Annotated in this window: 11 protein-coding genes; 5 read left to right on the top strand and 6 right to left on the bottom strand. The window is 74.2% G+C overall.

Annotated elements, in window-relative coordinates; genetic code table 11:
* The first annotated feature begins 110 nt into the window (after nucleotides 1-110).
* From IE168_RS09510 to IE168_RS09525, 4 genes are read left to right on the top strand one after another with little or no spacing between them, the layout of a single operon-like run.
* Nucleotides 111-911 carry a DUF3348 family protein gene (locus IE168_RS09510; RefSeq protein ID WP_189497632.1) on the top strand — a complete coding sequence of 267 codons (801 nt, stop codon included), beginning with the start codon at nucleotides 111-113 and terminating at the stop codon, nucleotides 909-911.
* Entirely contained in the window at nucleotides 908-2,995 is a 2,088-nt protein-coding gene (locus IE168_RS09515) for a DUF802 domain-containing protein (RefSeq protein WP_189497634.1), read from the top strand. Before IE168_RS09510 ends, IE168_RS09515 begins: the two co-directional genes overlap by 4 nt.
* Nucleotides 2,992-3,648: an OmpA family protein gene (locus tag IE168_RS09520; protein WP_189497636.1), complete on the top strand. Its 657-nt coding sequence runs from the start codon at nucleotides 2,992-2,994 to the stop codon at nucleotides 3,646-3,648. Before IE168_RS09515 ends, IE168_RS09520 begins: the two co-directional genes overlap by 4 nt.
* Entirely contained in the window at nucleotides 3,638-4,186 is a 549-nt protein-coding gene (locus IE168_RS09525; protein ID WP_189497638.1) for a DUF2894 domain-containing protein, read from the top strand. The genes IE168_RS09520 and IE168_RS09525 overlap by 11 nt, the downstream gene beginning before the upstream one ends.
* Here the strand turns inward: IE168_RS09525 and IE168_RS09530 are convergent.
* From IE168_RS09530 to iadA, 6 genes are all read right to left on the bottom strand, one after another.
* Nucleotides 4,183-5,589, bottom strand: coding sequence for a PQQ-dependent sugar dehydrogenase (locus IE168_RS09530; protein ID WP_189497640.1), 1,407 nt, complete (start codon nucleotides 5,587-5,589; stop codon nucleotides 4,183-4,185). The two genes, IE168_RS09525 and IE168_RS09530, sit on opposite strands and share 4 nt — an antisense overlap.
* Complete coding sequence (locus IE168_RS09535) at nucleotides 5,586-6,011, bottom strand: DUF2231 domain-containing protein (RefSeq protein WP_189497641.1); 426 nt, start codon at nucleotides 6,009-6,011, stop codon at nucleotides 5,586-5,588. Before IE168_RS09535 ends, IE168_RS09530 begins: the two co-directional genes overlap by 4 nt.
* A 158-nt stretch (nucleotides 6,012-6,169) precedes the next feature.
* Entirely contained in the window at nucleotides 6,170-7,966 is a 1,797-nt protein-coding gene (locus IE168_RS09540; RefSeq protein WP_189497643.1) for a Mur ligase family protein, read from the bottom strand.
* A gap of 14 nt (nucleotides 7,967-7,980) precedes the next feature.
* Nucleotides 7,981-10,764, bottom strand: coding sequence for a cyanophycin synthetase (cphA, locus tag IE168_RS09545; protein ID WP_189497645.1), 2,784 nt, complete (start codon nucleotides 10,762-10,764; stop codon nucleotides 7,981-7,983).
* Nucleotides 10,765-10,778: 14 nt separating this feature from the next.
* Complete coding sequence (locus IE168_RS09550) at nucleotides 10,779-11,618, bottom strand: cyanophycinase (RefSeq protein WP_189497647.1); 840 nt, start codon at nucleotides 11,616-11,618, stop codon at nucleotides 10,779-10,781.
* A gap of 16 nt (nucleotides 11,619-11,634) precedes the next feature.
* Nucleotides 11,635-12,810, bottom strand: coding sequence for a beta-aspartyl-peptidase (gene iadA, locus IE168_RS09555; RefSeq protein WP_229823354.1), 1,176 nt, complete (start codon nucleotides 12,808-12,810; stop codon nucleotides 11,635-11,637).
* 95 nt (nucleotides 12,811-12,905) lie between these two features.
* On the opposite strand from iadA, the gene IE168_RS09560 reads away from it, so the two are divergent.
* Nucleotides 12,906-15,608 (top strand): bifunctional acetate--CoA ligase family protein/GNAT family N-acetyltransferase, encoded by a 2,703-nt coding sequence (locus tag IE168_RS09560; protein ID WP_189497649.1) that lies wholly within the window; start codon nucleotides 12,906-12,908, stop codon nucleotides 15,606-15,608.
* Nucleotides 15,609-15,753 lie beyond the last annotated feature (145 nt).

Here is a 15,753-nt window from a genome sequence, read left to right on the forward strand (position 1 = left end):
CGGCCACATCGCCACGGTGTCGACGCGAAGGCCCGGGCAACCGGGCCTTCGCCGTGTTCCCCCGGCCCCGGCCGGCGACGCGCTAAAATGGTCGTTTTTTGGCCATCCGCATGCTCCAGCACCGCTCCCGGGCGCCCGTCCCGGGCGCCACGCTTCCCAGGCTGCTGGCCCGGCTGGAGGCGCTCGAACCCGTCCAGCCGACGCAGGCGCCGGCCGACCTGCTGGGCGACTGGCTGGACTGGCAGCGCGCGGTGGCGCTGTCGCGTGCGCTGGATGACGTGCCGCAGGCGCCCGAGCCGGAGGCCGCGGAGCACGCCGGCATGACGCCCGACGGCACCGCGTCCGCCTGCGGTCCCGACGCTCCAGCGGCGCTGGCGTCCGGGGTCCTCGAGCGGCGCGCCGCCCTGGTGGACGCCATCGAGGACGACGCGCGCGACTGGACCCGGCCGCTGCGCCCGCGGCCGGGCGAGGACGGCATGGGAGCCGCCGCCGGCGCGGGCGTGGTGCAGCGGCATTGCCAGGGCCTGCAGCGCGACCTGCAGTCGGCCACCGGGCGCCTGCGCGGCGAGCTGCGCGAGCAGCTGGCGCAGCGTGGCGGTGGAAAGGCGCGGCTGGCCGCCGTCGATGCGGTGATGGAGGGCCTGCTGGCACCGCGCGAGCACGCGCTGCTGGTGCCCGTGGTCCCCGCGCTGGTCGCCCGCTTCGAGCGGCTGCATGCCCTCCACGCCGGCGCGGACGCCGGTGCCGATGCGGACGCGAACGCGAATGCCGCGGCGCCGGGCACCCCGGCCGCCTGGCGCGACCGCTTCCGCGCCGAAGCCCGCCAGGTGCTGCTGGCCGAACTCGACCTCCGTTTCCAACCCATCGAAGCCCTGCTTGCCGCGCTTCGCAACCCCGGTCCGGACGCATGAACAGAACCCTCCCCAACGCCTTCGTATTCGCGCTCGGCCTGCTGGCCGTGTGCTGGATCGGCGCGGGCTACGTCGGCAGCCACGCGCTGGCGCTGGCGGTCACCGCCCTGATCGGCGCGCTGTACGTGCTCGGCGGGGTGGAGCTGCACCGCTACCGCCGGGCGACCGCCGGGCTGGTCGCGGCGCTCGACGCGCCGCCCGGTGCGGACGGCCTGGCCGCCTGGCTGGGCGGCCTCGACCCGACCCTGCGCGCCGCGGTGCGCACGCGCATCGACAGCGGCCAGGGAGCGCTGCCGGCGCCGGCGCTGACGCCCTACCTGGTCGGGCTGCTGGTGCTGCTGGGCATGCTCGGCACCCTGCTCGGCATGCTGGTGACCCTGCGCGGCACCGGCATGGCCCTGCAGTCGGCGAGCGACCTGCAGGCCGTGCGCGATTCGCTGGCCGCGCCGGTGGAGGGCCTGGGCGTGGCCTTCGGCACCTCGATCGCGGGCGTGGCCGCCTCGGCGATGCTGGGGCTGCTGGCCGCCCTGTGCCGCCGCGAGCGCGCCGAGGCCGTGCGCCTGCTCGACGCGGCCGCCGTCGCCGTCGATGGCCTGCAGGTGCACACCCGCGCCCACCAGCGCGACCAGGCCCTGCGCCTGGCGCAGGCGCATGCGGAGGCGATGCCGGCACTGATGGACCGCCTGGACGCGCTGGCGCGGGCGCTGGAGCAGCAGGCGCAGGCCGCGCACGCGCACCAGGCGGCGCAGCAGGAGGCGTTCCACGCCGGCACCACCGCGGCCTGGCAGCAGCTGGCCGGCACGCTGGGCGCGGCCCTCGAACGCAGCGCCGCCGACAGCGCGCGCGCCGCGGCCGAGGCGGTGCAGCCGGCCGTGGCCTCGGCGATGGAGGCGCTCGCGCACGAGGGCGAGCGCACGCAGGCGGCCGTGGCCGCATCGGTCGAGCGCCAGCTGGCCACCCTGCAGGCCGGCTTCCAGGCCAGCGCCGACGCGTCCACGACGCTGTGGCGGCAGGCCCTGGAGCAGCAGGCGGGCTCGCAGCAGGCGCTTGCGCAGGCGCTCCGCAGCGGCCTCGATGCCGCCGGCGAGCGCTTCGCCGAGCGCACCGGCGACCTGGTGGAGGCGGTGTCGTCGCGGCTCGAGGCCACGACGCAGCAGGTCGGCGGCGCCTGGGAACAGGCGCTCGCGCGCCAGCAGGCGCAGCACGAGGCCCTGTCCGAGCGCCACCGGCAGACGCTCGATGCCGCCGGCGAGGCCTTCGAAGGCCGTTCCGGCGCCCTGCTCGCCGGGCTGGAAGACACGCACGCGCGCCTGCAGTCGACGCTGGCCGAGCAGGACGCTGCGCGCCTCGCGGCCTGGCAGGGCGGGCTCGAGGCGATGTCGGCCGCGCTGCGCGAGGACTGGGCGCGGGCCGGCGAGGCCGCCGCGCAGCGCCACGAGGCCGCCAGCGAGGCCCTGGCCCGTGCCGCCGCCGAGATCGGCGAGCAGTCGCAGGCCCACGCCGCCGCGACCATCGCCGAAATCTCGACCCTGGTGGAGGCGGCTTCGGAAGCACCGCGCGCCGCGGCCGAGGTGGTGGCCGAACTCCGCCAGAAGCTCTCCGACAGCATGGCGCGCGACACCGCGATGCTGGACGAGCGCACCCGGCTCATGGACACGCTGTCGACGCTGCTGGACGCCGTGAACCACGCCTCCAGCGAGCAGCGCGGTGCGATCGATGCCCTCGTCTCCACCACATCCACGCTGCTGGAACAGGCCGGCGCGCGCTTCGACGCGCAGGTCGACGCCGGCACCGGCGCGATCGAGGCCGCGGTGGCGCGCGTGGACGAAGGCGCCGCCGGCGTGGCCGCCCTGGGCGAGGCGCTCGCCGGCGCCGTGCAGCAGTTCGGCGAGCGCAACGCCGAGCTGGCGGCGCGCCTGGAAGGCATCGGCGCCGCGCTCGAGGCCGCCGGCACCCGCGGCGACGAGCAGCTGGCCTACTACGTGGCCCAGGCGCGCGAACTGGTCGACCTGAGCGTGCTGGCGCAGAAGCAGATCATCGGCGAACTCCGCCAGCTGCCCGCCGCGGCCGGGACCGGGGCATGAGCCTGGAGGTCGAAGGCGATGCCGACGCGTCGGTGCCGGTCTGGGCCGCGTTCGGCGACCTGATGTCGGTGCTGCTGGGCGTGTTCGTGTTGATCCTGGTCGGGGTGATCGGGGTGCAGCTGCACCTGGAGACGAAGCTGGCCGACGAGGTCGCGCAGCGCGAGGTCGAGCGGCAGCGCCGCGAGGCGCTGGAGCAGGCGCTGGCCGCGCCGCTGGCGAGCGGCCGCATCACCTTGGTCGACGGCCGCATCGGCATCAGCGGCAGCGTGCTGTTCGCGCTTGGATCCGACCGCCTGCAGCCCGAGGGTGAGGAGCTGCTTGAAAGCCTGGCCGCGCCGCTGGCCGGCTACCTCGCCGGGCGCGACGAGATCCTGATGGTGAGCGGCTTCACCGACGACCGCCAGGTGCGCGGCGACAGCGAGCGCTTCGCCGACAACTGGGAGCTGTCGGCACAGCGCGCGCTGACCGTGACCCGCGCGCTGGTGGCGCAGGGCGTGCCGGCGTCGTCGGTGTTCGCCGCCGCCTTCGGTGCCGAGCAGCCGGTGGCCAGCAACGCCGATGCGCAGGGCCGGGCACGCAACCGCCGCGTCGAGATGGCGCCGGTGCCGCGGCAGGCGCCGGCGCAGGACGGGCAGGTGGCGCATGGCCGATAGCACCACCACCGGAGGCGAGGGCATGGCGTCGCGCGACGACGCGATGCGCACGTCGCCGCAGGCCGTGCCGCAGGTCCGGGCCGGAGAGCGGGACGGAGGGCCGGTCGCGGGACTGGTCGATGCGCTCGATTGCTGGTCGCGGGAGCGCGAGGCGCTGCTGGCCGGACTCGATGCCGGCCTGCCCGACGCCGCGGAGTGGCCGGCGCTGCCGGGCCTGGAGGAGGTGCGCGGGCTCTGGGCGCAGCTGCGCGGCCGCGAGCAGGTCCGCCGTGCGCTGGCGCCGGCGCCGGTCGATGCCGGCCCCTTGAATTCTCGGGCGCTGGCCAGCCGGATGCTGCGGCTGATGCAGGAGGAATCGCCCGGCTACCTGCGGCACTTCACCGCGTATGTCGACATGCTGGCGGGGCTGCAGGTGCTGCAGCCCGGCGATGCGTCCGCGTCTGCGGGCGCGAGGCCCGGGGCCGTGGCCACGGGCCGGACGCGCGCGAAGGCGCGTCGGGGCCGGGGAGCGTCGCGCCCCCCGGCCACGGCCGACTAGGTTCCGGTCGCCGGAGCGGCCGGCGCCGCGGCGTCGTCGGCGGGCGCCTCGCCGGTTGCGGACGCGTCCGCACCGGTGCTGTCCACCGGTGCATCCGGCGCCACCGCCGGCCCACCCACGCGCGAGACGCGCCAGACGATGTTGGCCAGGTCGTCGGCGATGATCACCGCGCCGCGCGGGTCCACCGTCACACCGACCGGGCGGCCACGGGTGGTGCCGTCGTCGTCGCGGAAGCCGGTGGCGAAGTCGATCGGGTCGCCGGCCGGGCGGCCGTTCGCGAACGGCACGAACACCACCTTGTAGCCCGAGGGATCGGGACGGTTCCAGCTGCCGTGCATGCCGACGAAGGCGCCGTCGGCGAACTCCGGGCCCATCACCGGGCTGGAGAAGTCCACGCCCAGCGAGGCCACGTGCGCGCCCAGGCTGTAGTCCGGGGTGAGCGAGGCGGCGACCTTCTCCGGGTTCTCCGGCTTCACGCGGGTGTCGACGTGGTTGCCCCAGTAGGCCCAGGGCCAGCCGTAGAAGCCACCCTCGCGCACCGAGGTCAGGTAGTCGGGTACCAGGTCGGGGCCGATCTCGTCGCGCTCGTTGACCACGGCCCACAGCTGGCCGCTGCCGGGCTGGATCGTGAGCGCCGTCGGGTTGCGCAGGCCGGTCGCGTAGGGACGGTGCATGCCAGTCTGCGCGTCGATCTCCCAGACCATCGCGCGGTCCTGCTCGGCGGTCATGCCGCGCTCGGTGATGTTGCTGTTGGAGCCGATGCCGACGTACAGGAAGCGGCCGTCGGCGCTGGCGGCCATCGCCTTGGTCCAGTGGTGGTTGATCTCGGACGGCAGCAGCGTCAGCACTTCGGGCTCGCCGGCCGGTGCCTGGGTCATGCCCGGCGTGTAGTCGAAGCGCACCACCGCGTCCTGGTTGGCGACGTACAGGTTGTTGCCGATCAGGGCCAGGCCGTAGGGCGCGTTGAGGTTGTCGGCGAACACGGTCTGCACTTCGTAGTCGCCGTTGCCGTCGGCGTCGCGCAGCAGGGTGAGGCGGTTGCCGCTCTTCACGCCAGTGGTGCCGGCGGCCTTGATCGGGCCGGCGATCACGTCCTTGGGCTTGAGCTTGGGCGCGTTGCCGCCGCGGCCCTCGGCCACCAGGATGTCGCCATTGGGCAGCACCAGGGTCTGGCGCGGGATGCCCAGCCCAGTGGCGATGGCGCGGACCTCGAAGCCCTCGGGGACCACCGGCACGCGGTCGCCCCATTCGGATGGATCGGCGATCACCATCTGCGGCAGCAGGCCGCGCTTGGGCTCGGGCAGGTTGACGTCGGTGCCGTACTGCATCGGACCCGGATCCGGGTTGCAGGCGGCGAGGACCACGGCGGACGTGGCGACGGCAAGCAGGCTCAGGCGCTTCATTCGACACCTCCGATGCGCGGGGCGCGGGCCGCGAAGAACGTCGCCACCAGGCCGAGGGCGACGGTGATGACCGACAGCACGAGGCCGCCGGGCATGCTGGCCCAGGCGTCGCGCGCGTGCATCAGCGCGTTGAAGAAACCGACGACCCAGGTCGCCAGCAGCAGCAGGAAGTGCGGGAGCGCGGCGGGCGTGCGGCGCGAGGTGAGCAGGGCGAACAGCGCGCTGACCAGCGCCACGCCCGCGATCACCAGGGCGCCGGCGATCAGCCACGACGCGAAGTTCTGCCACTGGATCTCGTAGGTGCGCGCATAGGCGATGTCGCTGAGCAGGCCGCCGAGGAAGAGGGTGAGCGCGCCGCCCAGCAGCAGCGCATGGACGGGGTGGAAAGCCGGTGCGTACCGGCGCGGAACGGTCGAGACCATGTCGGTCCTCCGGAATGGACGCCTGGAAGGAGGCGTCGGACGAGGGGGCGGGATGCGGATGCAAACCGGCTCCTGCCATCCTAAGCCAGCGCGTCTTCACGGCCGCGTGCAGGCCCAGGGACGCTGCGTTCCCGACGCTGCGGCCCGCATCGCGGGCTTTACGCCGGGGCGTCTTCCGGGAGCAGGGGCTCGCCCGGGGCCCAGCCCAGCCGCTGCAGCCGGTCGAGCAGCATGACCACGCGCGCGCGGCTGCCGGTGCCGTGCACGGGCAGGACCAGGCTGTCGCCCGGGCGCGCATCCGCCAGGATCAGGCGCGCGGCCGCGGTCTCGTCCAGGCATTCGACGATGGCCTCGGCGGGCACGCCGCTGCGCAGCAGCGCCGCGCGCAGCACCCCGGCCACCGCGCCGCTCGCGCGCCCGCGCTGGTAACCCTCCATGTCCTTGAGCACGACCCGGTCCGGGGCGAAGGCGGCGGCGGTGGCGGCGAGCTCGGCGATGGCCTCGTCGCTGCGGTTGCCGGCCTGGCCCAGCAGCAGGTGCAGGCGTCCCGGACCGCCGTGCGCGCGGCGCACCAGTTCGAGCAGGTGCTGCAGGCCGTCCGGGTTGTGCGCGTAGTCGACGTAGGCCTGCACGCCATCGCCGAGCACCCAGCGCTGCAGGCGCCCGGGGTTGTCGCCGTGGGCGCTGCCGAAGCGCGCAAGCACGCCGGCGATGGTGTCCGGTGCGATGCCCAGGCGGCTGGCGGCCAGTGCGGCGCCGGCGCAGTTCTGCACGTTGTGCGTGGCCAGGCCGCCGAGCGTCAGCGGCATGTCGGCGATCGCGCCGAGGTCGTGCGAACGCGTGCCGTCGAACAGCAGCAGGTGCCCGTCGCGCACGCCGCAGCTGCCGCGGCCGTCGGCGCGTGCCTGCCGCAGCAGCGGATGGTCGTCGTCGCCGGAGAACCAGGCCAGCTGCGCCGCGACCGTGCCGGCATGCGCGCGCAGCCGCGCGTTGTCGGCGTTGAGCACGACGGTGCCGTCGGCGGCGATCGCGCGGGCGACGGTGAGCTTGACCTGGGCGAGGCCGTCGAGGTCGTGGATGCCGTACTCGCCGAAATGGTCGGGGCTGACGTTGGTGACCAGGGCGACGTCGGCGCGCTCGACGCCGAGGCCGCGCCGCAGCAGGCCGCCGCGCGCGGTCTCCAGGATCGCGGCCTCCGCGCCGGGGTGGCGCAGCAGCGCGCGCGCGCCGCCCGGGCCGGAGTAGTCGCCGTCCTCGATCAGCCGGGCATCGAGGTACAGGCCGTCGGTGCAGCTGTTGGCGGTGTGCCAGCCGTGGGCCATCGCGATCGCGGCGAGCAGGCGGACGCTGGTGGTCTTGCCGTTGGAGCCGGTCACCAGGGCTACCGGGATGGCGTGCAGCGCCTGCCACGGCACCTCGTCGGGAGCCGGCAGGGCGTGGTTGTCCCAGGTGCGGCTGCCGGTGCCCATGCCGAGCGACAGCCGCTCGTCGTCGAGCAGCAGCGGCAGCGCGTGCAGCGCGGCCGCCTCGCGCAGCGACGCCAGCCGCGGCAGGTGCTCGGCGGCGGCCACGGCGCGCAGCAGGCGCAGGGCCGCGTCCTCGTCGCCGACCGGCGCGTGTCCGGGCTGGAGCGCCGCTTCGCCGGTGTCGATGCCGGCCTCCGCCAGCGTGTCCAGCCAGGCCCATTCGTTGACTTCGGTGGCGGCGTAGAGCACGTCGGCGGGCGCGGTGAAGGCGAGGCTGGCGCCGGTGGCGTGCGGGCGCACCAGCACGGGGCCGTCGGGCCAGCCCAGCGCGTCGCGGGCGCGCGCGATGCGCCGTGTCCAGGCCTCGAGCAGCGCGTCGGCGACCGGCGCGCCGATGCCGGTCTCCAGCACCGCGCCGGTGCCGGCGAAATACAGGTTCGGCCCGGTCAGGCGGCGAGAGTCGTCGAAGGGCGGCGCTGCGGTGCTCATCGTGGATCCCGGGCTCAGTCGCTGTCCTCGTCCGGCGCGAACACCAGCCCGCGCTCCTCGCGCACCAGGCCTTCGAGCTCGAACGCCGGCGCCGTATCGGCGCCGGGCAACGGCGGCGGCGCGGGCCTGGCCGGCGCCTCGGTCGCGCCTTCCGGCCGGAACTTCGTGATCTGCTTCCAGGAGCGCGCCAGCGCGTCGGCGAACACCAGCAGCAGGTCGCCGGGCCGGCCCATGCGCAGCGCGGCGTCGATCGCCGCCTGCTCGTCGGGGATGACCGAGATCGCCCCGTCCGGCACGCCGGCCGCGCGCAGGGCTCGGGCGATGATGTTGGGCACCTCGTCGCCGTCGCGGCCGCGCAGGCCGTCGTCGCGGCGGCAGATGTAGTGGTCGAAGCGGCCGGCCACCGCGTCGGCGATCGCGACGATGTCGTCGTCGCGGCGGTCACCCGGTCCGGCCACCACCACGATGCGGCGGCCGTCCACGTCCAGGCGCTGCGCCAGGTCGGCCATGACGCCGACCGCGTGCGCGTTGTGCGCATAGTCGAACAGCACCTTGAAGGGGTGTTCGCTGAAGACGTTCATGCGCCCCGGCGCCTGGAAGAAGGTGGTGTCGAAGGTGCGCAGGCCCTGGCGGATGTCGTCGAGCCGGATGCCCATCGCGAACGCCATCGACGCGGCGAACATCGCGTTCTGCACGTTGTGCAGCGCGCGGCCCTCGAGCGTCGCCGGCACCAGGTGGGTCCACAGCAGCGGGATCTGGGTGCCCTTGTCGTACAGCGTGATCATGTGGCCGTTGACGCCTTCCTCCAGCGCACAGGCGCGGCCGCCGGCGCGCACGTGCTCGCGCACCAGCGGGTGGCCGGGGTTCATGGTCACGTAGCAGATGGTGCGCGCGCGGGTGTAGCCGGACATGCGCAGCACGTTGGGGTCGTCGGCGTTGAGCACTGCGCATTCCGTGGCGACCTCGACCACGATGCGCTTGATTTCCGCCAGCTGCTCCAGGGTGTCGATGCCCTTGAGCCCGAGGTGGTCGGACTGGACGTTGATCACCGCGCCCACGTCGACCTTGGTCACGCCCATGCCCGCGCGCAGCAGGCCGCCGCGGGCGGTCTCGAGCACCGCGAAGTCGATCGTGGGGTCGCGCAGCACCATGCGCGCCGACACCGGGCCGGTCATGTCGCCCTCGACGGTGCGGTTGCCGTCGATGTACACGCCGTCGGTGGTGGTGAGGCCGGGCGTGTGGCCCGACATCTTGGCGATGTGGGCGAGCATGCGCGCAGTGGTGGTCTTGCCGTTGGTGCCGGTGACCGCGGCGATCGGCACGCGCTTGGGCGAGCCGGGCGGGAACAGCATGTCGATCACCGGCCCGGCGGCGTCGCGCGGCGTGCCCTCGCTGGGCGCGACGTGCATGCGGAAGCCGGGGGCGGCGTTGACCTCGCAGATCGCGCCGCCGATGGCGCGGTGGCTTTCCGAGATGTCCGGGGTGATGAAGTCCACGCCGCCGACGTCGAGGCCGATCGCGCGCACCGCGCGCACCGCCATCTCGCGGTTGTCGGGGTGGATCAGGTCGGTGACGTCGGTGGCGGTGCCGCCGGTGGACAGGTTGGCGGTGGAGCGCAGGTAGACGACCTCGCCGTCGGCGGGCACCGAGTCTCCGTCGTAGCCCGCGCGCGCCATCATCAGTCCGGCCTCGCGGTCGAGCTCGATGCGGGTGAGGACCTTCTCGTGGCCGACGCCGCGGCGCGGGTCGCGGTTCACCGCATCGACCAGCGCGGCGATGGTGCTGCGGCCGTCGCCGACAACGTGGCCGGGCGTGCGCCGCGTGGCTGCCACCAGCTGGCCGTCGACCACCAGCAGGCGGTGGTCGTCGCCGGGCTGGAAGGTCTCGACGATCACCGAGCGCGAATGCTCCTGCGCGGCCGCGAAGGCGGCGCGGATCTCGTCGTCCTCCCTGATGTCGATGGTGATGCCGCGGCCGTGGTTGCCGTTCCAGGGCTTCAGCACCACGGAGCCGCCGAGCCTGCGCGCGGCCTTGATCGCGTCGGTCTGGCTGGACACCAGCACCTGGCGCGGCACCGGCAGCCCGAGCGCGCCGAGGATCCGGTTGGTCTCCTCCTTGTCGCTGGCCAGCTCCACCGCGATGTGCGGCGTGCGCCCGGTGACCGTGGCCTGGATGCGCTGCTGGTAGCGGCCGTGGCCGAACTGCACCAGCGAGCGGTCGTTGAGCCGAAGCCACGGCACCCCGCGCTCTTCGGCCGCACGCACCAGCGACGCGGTCGATGGACCCAGCGCGCGGCGCTGGGCATAGCGGATGAAGCCGTCGCGCGCCTCGTCCCAGGCCCAGTCGGCGGGCACGCTGCCGGCCGGATGCAGCGCGTCGGGCAGCAGCGAGGCGACCAGGCGCAGCGCCAGCTCGCCGGCGGCGATGCCCTCCTCGCGCTGCACGTACTCGTAGACGACGGTGTACACGCCGGGGCGGCCATCGACGCTGCGGGTCTTGCCGAAGGTGACGTCCTCGCCGGCGATGTTCTGGAGTTCGATCGCGACGTGCTCGAGCACGTGTCCCAGCCACGTGCCGTCGTCCTCGCGCATGCGGCGCACGAAGCCGCCGGGCTGGCGGTAGGAGCAGCCGTGCTCGGCCAGGCCGGGCAGGGCGGCCACCAGGCCGTCGATGAAGCCGGCACCCAGGCGCGCGGTCGGCCACTGTTCAAGTTCGCCCAGGTCCAGCAGCAGCCGGATCACCGGGAAGTGCGCATGCAGGGACGGGCCAACGTAGACGGAGCGTTCGAGGATGCGCATGGGTGTCTGCCTTGTCAGGTCTTGCGGGTGGCGAGTCGTCCGGCGGACGCGCGCCGCGTGTGCAGGTTGAACGTGGCGCCGGCGATGAGGATGTGGACGCCCAGGCCGAGCATGCAGACCGGATCGTCCTCGTCGGCGTGCGCCATCGAGGAGAACTGCAGGTCGTGGGCGTCGACCACGGTCACCGCGCCGCTGCCCTCGACCTCGAGCGTGTCGTCGGGCGAAATGAAGGCCGCGGTGTCCTCGTCCAGGCCGATGCCGATGGCGAACGGGTTGTAGGCCAGCGCGGCGGTCAGGCGGCCGAGGCGGTCGCGCTGGCGGAAGTGCTGGTCGATGACGAAGCGGTTGGTCAGGCCGAGCCCGGGCGCCAGGCGCACGCTGCTGGCGCGCGGCGACGAGCCTTCCTTGCCGAAGGCGATCATGTGCTCGCTCAGGAAGCCCGCGCCGGCGCTGGTGCCGGCCACGGTGACCCCGCGCGCGTTGCACAGGCGCAGCGTGCGCGCGACGTCGGTGCCGCCGAGGATGGTGGACAGCCGCAGCTGGTTGCCGCCGGTCAGGAAGATGCCGCTGGCCTCGGACAGGCGCTGGATGCGGCCGGGCTCCTGGCAGTCGCGGCGGGTGTCGAAATCCATCACGTCGACGCGCTCCACGCCCATCCCGCGGAACAGCGCCTGGTAGTTCAGGCCGCTGTCCTTCAGGCGGCTCGCCGTCGGGATGACCACGATGTCGGCGTCGCCGCCGCCGCTGAGCTCGACGAAGCGCGCGAGGATGCGCGGGTTCGTGTCCTTGTCCTCCGCACCGCCGATCGGGATGATCCAGCCGCGTTGTTCCCCGTTGACGGGCTTGCTTGGCATCGATGGCTCCGCTGCTTCAGGTGTGTTGCGTTTCGAACGTACCACGGCGCACCACGGCGCCCCCGCGCACGTGCACGCGTCCCCGCGCGATCACGTCGGTGACCTCGCCGGCGTCGTCCAGCGCCACCAGGTCGGCGTCGCCGCCGACCGCGATCCGGCCCTTGCCGGGCAGGCGCAGCAGGTCGGCGACGTTGCTGGTGAACGCCGGCAGCGCGACCTCCAGCGACACCCCGCGCGCGAGCAGCTCGCGCAGGGTCTCGATGAGCACGCCCGAGTGGCCGACGTCCATGCTGCACACGCGGCCCTGGTCGTCGAAGCAGGGCAGGCAGCCGCCGGCGTCCGAGCTGACCGTCACCCGTTCGCGCGGCGCGCCGCTGGCGAAGTAGCGGACCAGGGCGTCGGCGGCGCTCCACGCGTCTTCGCCGTCGGCCACCGGGAAGGCGGTGATGTCGATGCAGCAGCCGCGGCGCGCGAGCTCGATGGCTTCGTCGAACAGGGCGCGGCGGCGGTTGACGTGGGTGGGGTTGAAGACGCGCGGCGGCAGCTCGCTCGCGTCGAGCGCGCGGCGCACCAGGTCGAGGCCGCGCGGCCCGTCGCCCAGGTGCAGGTGGACGATGCCGGCCTTGCCGGTCATCAGCCCGGCCACGTGGGTCTCGGAGGCGATGCGCAGCAGCTCGTCGAGCGTCGGCTGGCTTGAGCGGTGGTCGCTGATGGCCAGCTCGCCGACGCCGATGAGGCAGTCGATGAAGGCAAGATCCGCGCGCAGGCTGCCGGTGAGCGTGGCCGGCGGCACGTGGTAGCCGCCGGCATGGCCCCAGGCCGAGAGGCCTTCCTCACGCAGCGCGTTGATCCCGGCGACGAGCTCGCGCGTGCCGCGCGCGACGTCGTCGGTGCCGAGCAGCCCGACCACGGTGGTTACGCCGCCGCGGGTGTAGCGCGAGAGCATCGGCGCCGGCACGCGGCTGGCGAAGCCGGCCTCGCCGCCGCCGCCGGTCACGTGCACGTGGCCGTCGATGAAGCCCGGCAGCAGGCGCCGTCCTTCGAGGTCCAGGGTGGCGGCGACAAGCGCCTCCGGCAGCGCCGGCGCCTCCGCGCCCATCCACAGCACCTTGCCGCCGCCGACCAGCAGGTCGTGCCGTCCGAGCGCCGCGGGCGCATACACGTCCGCGTTGCGGACCAGCATCATCGTCATCGCCGAAGGTTGGACAGCGCCGCGCGCGACGTCAAGCGAGGGCCGCGGAAGGCGGTGGTATCGTCGGGTCCCCCTCCAAACCCGGTCGTCCACGAATGGGTACCTACGCGCTCGGATCCGTGTTCTCGCCGGCCTCGGTGGCGCTGGTGGGCGGGAGTCCGCGCGAACGGTCGCTGGGCCGGCTGGTGCTGCGCCAGATCATCGATGGCGGCTTCCGCGGCCGCATCGGCGTGGTCAACAAGCGCTATCCCGAGCTGGAAGGCGTGGCGGCCGCGCCGCGCCTGGACGCGCTCGGCTTCGCGCCGGAACTGGTGCTGGTGGCGACGCCGCCGGCCACGGTGGCGCGGGTGGCGATGCGCGCCGCCGACGCCGGCGCGCGCGCGCTGATCGTGCTGACCCGCGACATGGGCGAGGGGCCAGGCTCGCACAACGAGGCGCTGCAGGCGATCGCGCGCGAGCGCGGCCTGCGCGTGGTCGGGCCGAACTGCCTGGGCGTGATCGCGCCGCACTCGAAGTTGTTCGCGAGCTTCGCCGCGCACCGGCCGCCGGCGGGCGACCTGGCGCTGGTGTCGCAGTCGGGCGCGATCGGCGCGGCGATGATCGAATGGGCGAGCACGCGCGGGCTGGGCTTCTCCGCCGTGGTCTCGCTGGGCGACGGCATCGACGTCGACTTCGGCGACCTGCTGGACTGGTTCGCCACCGACCGCCACACCCGCGCGATCCTGCTCTACCTCGAGCGCGTGCGCGACGCGCGCAAGTTCCTGTCGGCGGCGCGCGCCGCGGCCCGCGGCAAACCGGTGGTGGTGGTGCGTCCCGGGCGCCACGCGCGGCGCCCGGGTCCGCTGTCGAGCCACGCCGCCACGCTGGCCACGCCGGACGCCGTCTACGACGCCGCCTTCCGCCGCGCCGGCCTGCTGCGCGTGCATGCGCTGGACGAGCTGTTCGCCGCGGCGGAGACCCTGTCGCACCTGGGCAGCGTGCCCGGCAAGCGCCTGGCGGTGCTGACCAACGGCGCCGGCACCGGCCTGCTCGCGCTCGACCGCCTGCAGGACCTGGGCGGCCGGCCGGCGAAGCTTGCCGACGCCACGGTGGCGCGGCTGGACGGCGAACTGGTCCGTGGCTGGTCGCGCGCCAATCCGGTCGACCTGCTCGGCGACGCCGACGGTGCACGCTATGCCGCCGGCCTGCAGGCCCTGCTCGACGATCCCGGCAACGACGCCGTGCTGGCGGTGAACGTGCCGACCGTGCTGTCCGATCCACGCGAGACCGCGGAAGCCACGGTGCGCGTGCTGCAGCAGCGTCCGCGCGGTGCGCCGAAGAAGCCGGTGCTGGCGCTGTGGCTGGGCGACGATGGCGGCGCATCGGGACTGCTCGGGGCCGCCGGCGTGCCGACCTATGCCAGCGAAGCCGAGGCCGTGCGCGGCTTCATGTACCTGGTGCGGCACCGCGAGGCGCAGGCGGCGCTGATGGAGACGCCGCCGAGCCTGCCGGAGGACTTCGCGGTGGACCGCGCGGCCGCGCAGGCGCTGGTGGCCGCGGCGCTGGCCGAAGGCCGCGAATGGCTGGACCCCGTCGCCACCGCGCGCCTGCTTGGCGCCTACGGCATCGCCATCGCCGCGCCGGTGCTGGCCGCCGACGCCGATGCCGCGGTCGAGGCGGCGCGGCCCCTGCTGGACGCCGGGCACACTGTGGCGGTCAAGGTGCTGTCGCCGGACATCGCGCACAAGAGCGACGTCGACGGCGTGCGCCTGCACCTGGCCAGCGCGGCGGCGGTGCGCGAGGCGGCCGGCGAGATCATCGCGCGCGCGCGCCGGCTGCGGCCGGACGCCCGCATCGACGGCGTCAGCGTGCATCCGATGGTGCTGCGGGCGAAGGCGCGCGAGGTCATCGCCGGCATCGCCGACGACCCGGTGTTCGGCCCGGTGGTGGTGTTCGGCCGCGGCGGCACCGCGGTCGAGGTGATCGACGACAAGGCACTGGCGCTGCCGCCGCTGGACCTGCGCCTGGCGCACGAGCTGATCGGCCGCACGCGGGTCTCGCGCATCCTGCGCGCCTACCGCGATGTGCCCGCCGCCGACGAGCGCGCGCTGGCGCTGGTGCTGGTGAAGCTGGCGCAGCTGGCCGCCGACATCCCCGAGGTGCGCGAGGTCGATATCAACCCGCTGCTGGCCGACGCCGACGGTGCCGTGGCGCTGGACGCCCGCATCGCGGTGGCGCCCTCGACGCGGCTGCACCGCGGCCGCGGCCATCCGCGCTTCGCGGTGTTCCCGTATCCGACCGAGCTGGAGCGCACGCTGCTGCTGTCCAGCGGCCGCGAGGCCTTCGTGCGCCCGGTGCGCCCGGAGGACGACGCCATGTTCCGGCGCTTCTTCGAACAGGTCAGCGCCGACGACCTGCGCCTGCGCTTCTTCCGCGCCGTGCGCGACTTCAGCCACGACTTCATCGCCCGCCTGGTGCAGCTGGACTACGCGCGCTCGATGGCGCTGGTGGCGATCGACTCGGTCAGCGGCGAGATGCTCGGCGCGGTGCGCCTGCTGGCCGACTCCGATTTCGAGCGCGGCGAATACGGAATCATGGTGCGCTCCGACCTCAAGGGCGCCGGCCTGGGCTGGCGGCTGATGCAGGAGATGATCGAAGTCGCGCGCTGGATGGGCCTGTCCACCATCGAGGGCCAGGTGCTGCGCGAGAACAGCACCATGCTCGCCATGTGCCGGCGCCTCGGCTTCCAGGTGGTTCCGGACCCGGACGACGCCACCCTGATGCTGGTCACCCTCCCCGTCGAAGCCGCCCCCCTGTAGGAGCAGCTACAGCTGCGACCCTGCGGATGTAGGAGCAGCTACAGCTGCGACCCCGGCACGCCACAAGGACGGTCGCAGCTTCAGCTGCTCCTACAGGCGGGCGTCGGGAGGCGCCGGTGGGCGTCGGTGGGCGATAATCGCGCGG

It is taken from the genome of Luteimonas padinae (assembly GCF_014652935.1).
Taxonomy (GTDB): Bacteria; Pseudomonadota; Gammaproteobacteria; order Xanthomonadales; family Xanthomonadaceae; genus Luteimonas; species Luteimonas padinae.

Coding starts and splice junctions, on each gene's coding strand:
- iadA (WP_229823354.1), bottom strand. CDS start 12,810: ATGACGATGATGCTGGTCCGCAACGCGGACGTGTATGCGCCCGCGGCG.
- IE168_RS09525 (WP_189497638.1), top strand. CDS start 3,638: ATGGCCGATAGCACCACCACCGGAGGCGAGGGCATGGCGTCGCGCGAC.
- IE168_RS09535 (WP_189497641.1), bottom strand. CDS start 6,011: ATGGTCTCGACCGTTCCGCGCCGGTACGCACCGGCTTTCCACCCCGTC.
- IE168_RS09560 (WP_189497649.1), top strand. CDS start 12,906: ATGGGTACCTACGCGCTCGGATCCGTGTTCTCGCCGGCCTCGGTGGCG.
- IE168_RS09515 (WP_189497634.1), top strand. CDS start 908: ATGAACAGAACCCTCCCCAACGCCTTCGTATTCGCGCTCGGCCTGCTG.
- IE168_RS09520 (WP_189497636.1), top strand. CDS start 2,992: ATGAGCCTGGAGGTCGAAGGCGATGCCGACGCGTCGGTGCCGGTCTGG.
- IE168_RS09510 (WP_189497632.1), top strand. CDS start 111: ATGCTCCAGCACCGCTCCCGGGCGCCCGTCCCGGGCGCCACGCTTCCC.
- IE168_RS09550 (WP_189497647.1), bottom strand. CDS start 11,618: ATGCCAAGCAAGCCCGTCAACGGGGAACAACGCGGCTGGATCATCCCG.
- IE168_RS09540 (WP_189497643.1), bottom strand. CDS start 7,966: ATGAGCACCGCAGCGCCGCCCTTCGACGACTCTCGCCGCCTGACCGGG.
- cphA (WP_189497645.1), bottom strand. CDS start 10,764: ATGCGCATCCTCGAACGCTCCGTCTACGTTGGCCCGTCCCTGCATGCG.
- IE168_RS09530 (WP_189497640.1), bottom strand. CDS start 5,589: ATGAAGCGCCTGAGCCTGCTTGCCGTCGCCACGTCCGCCGTGGTCCTC.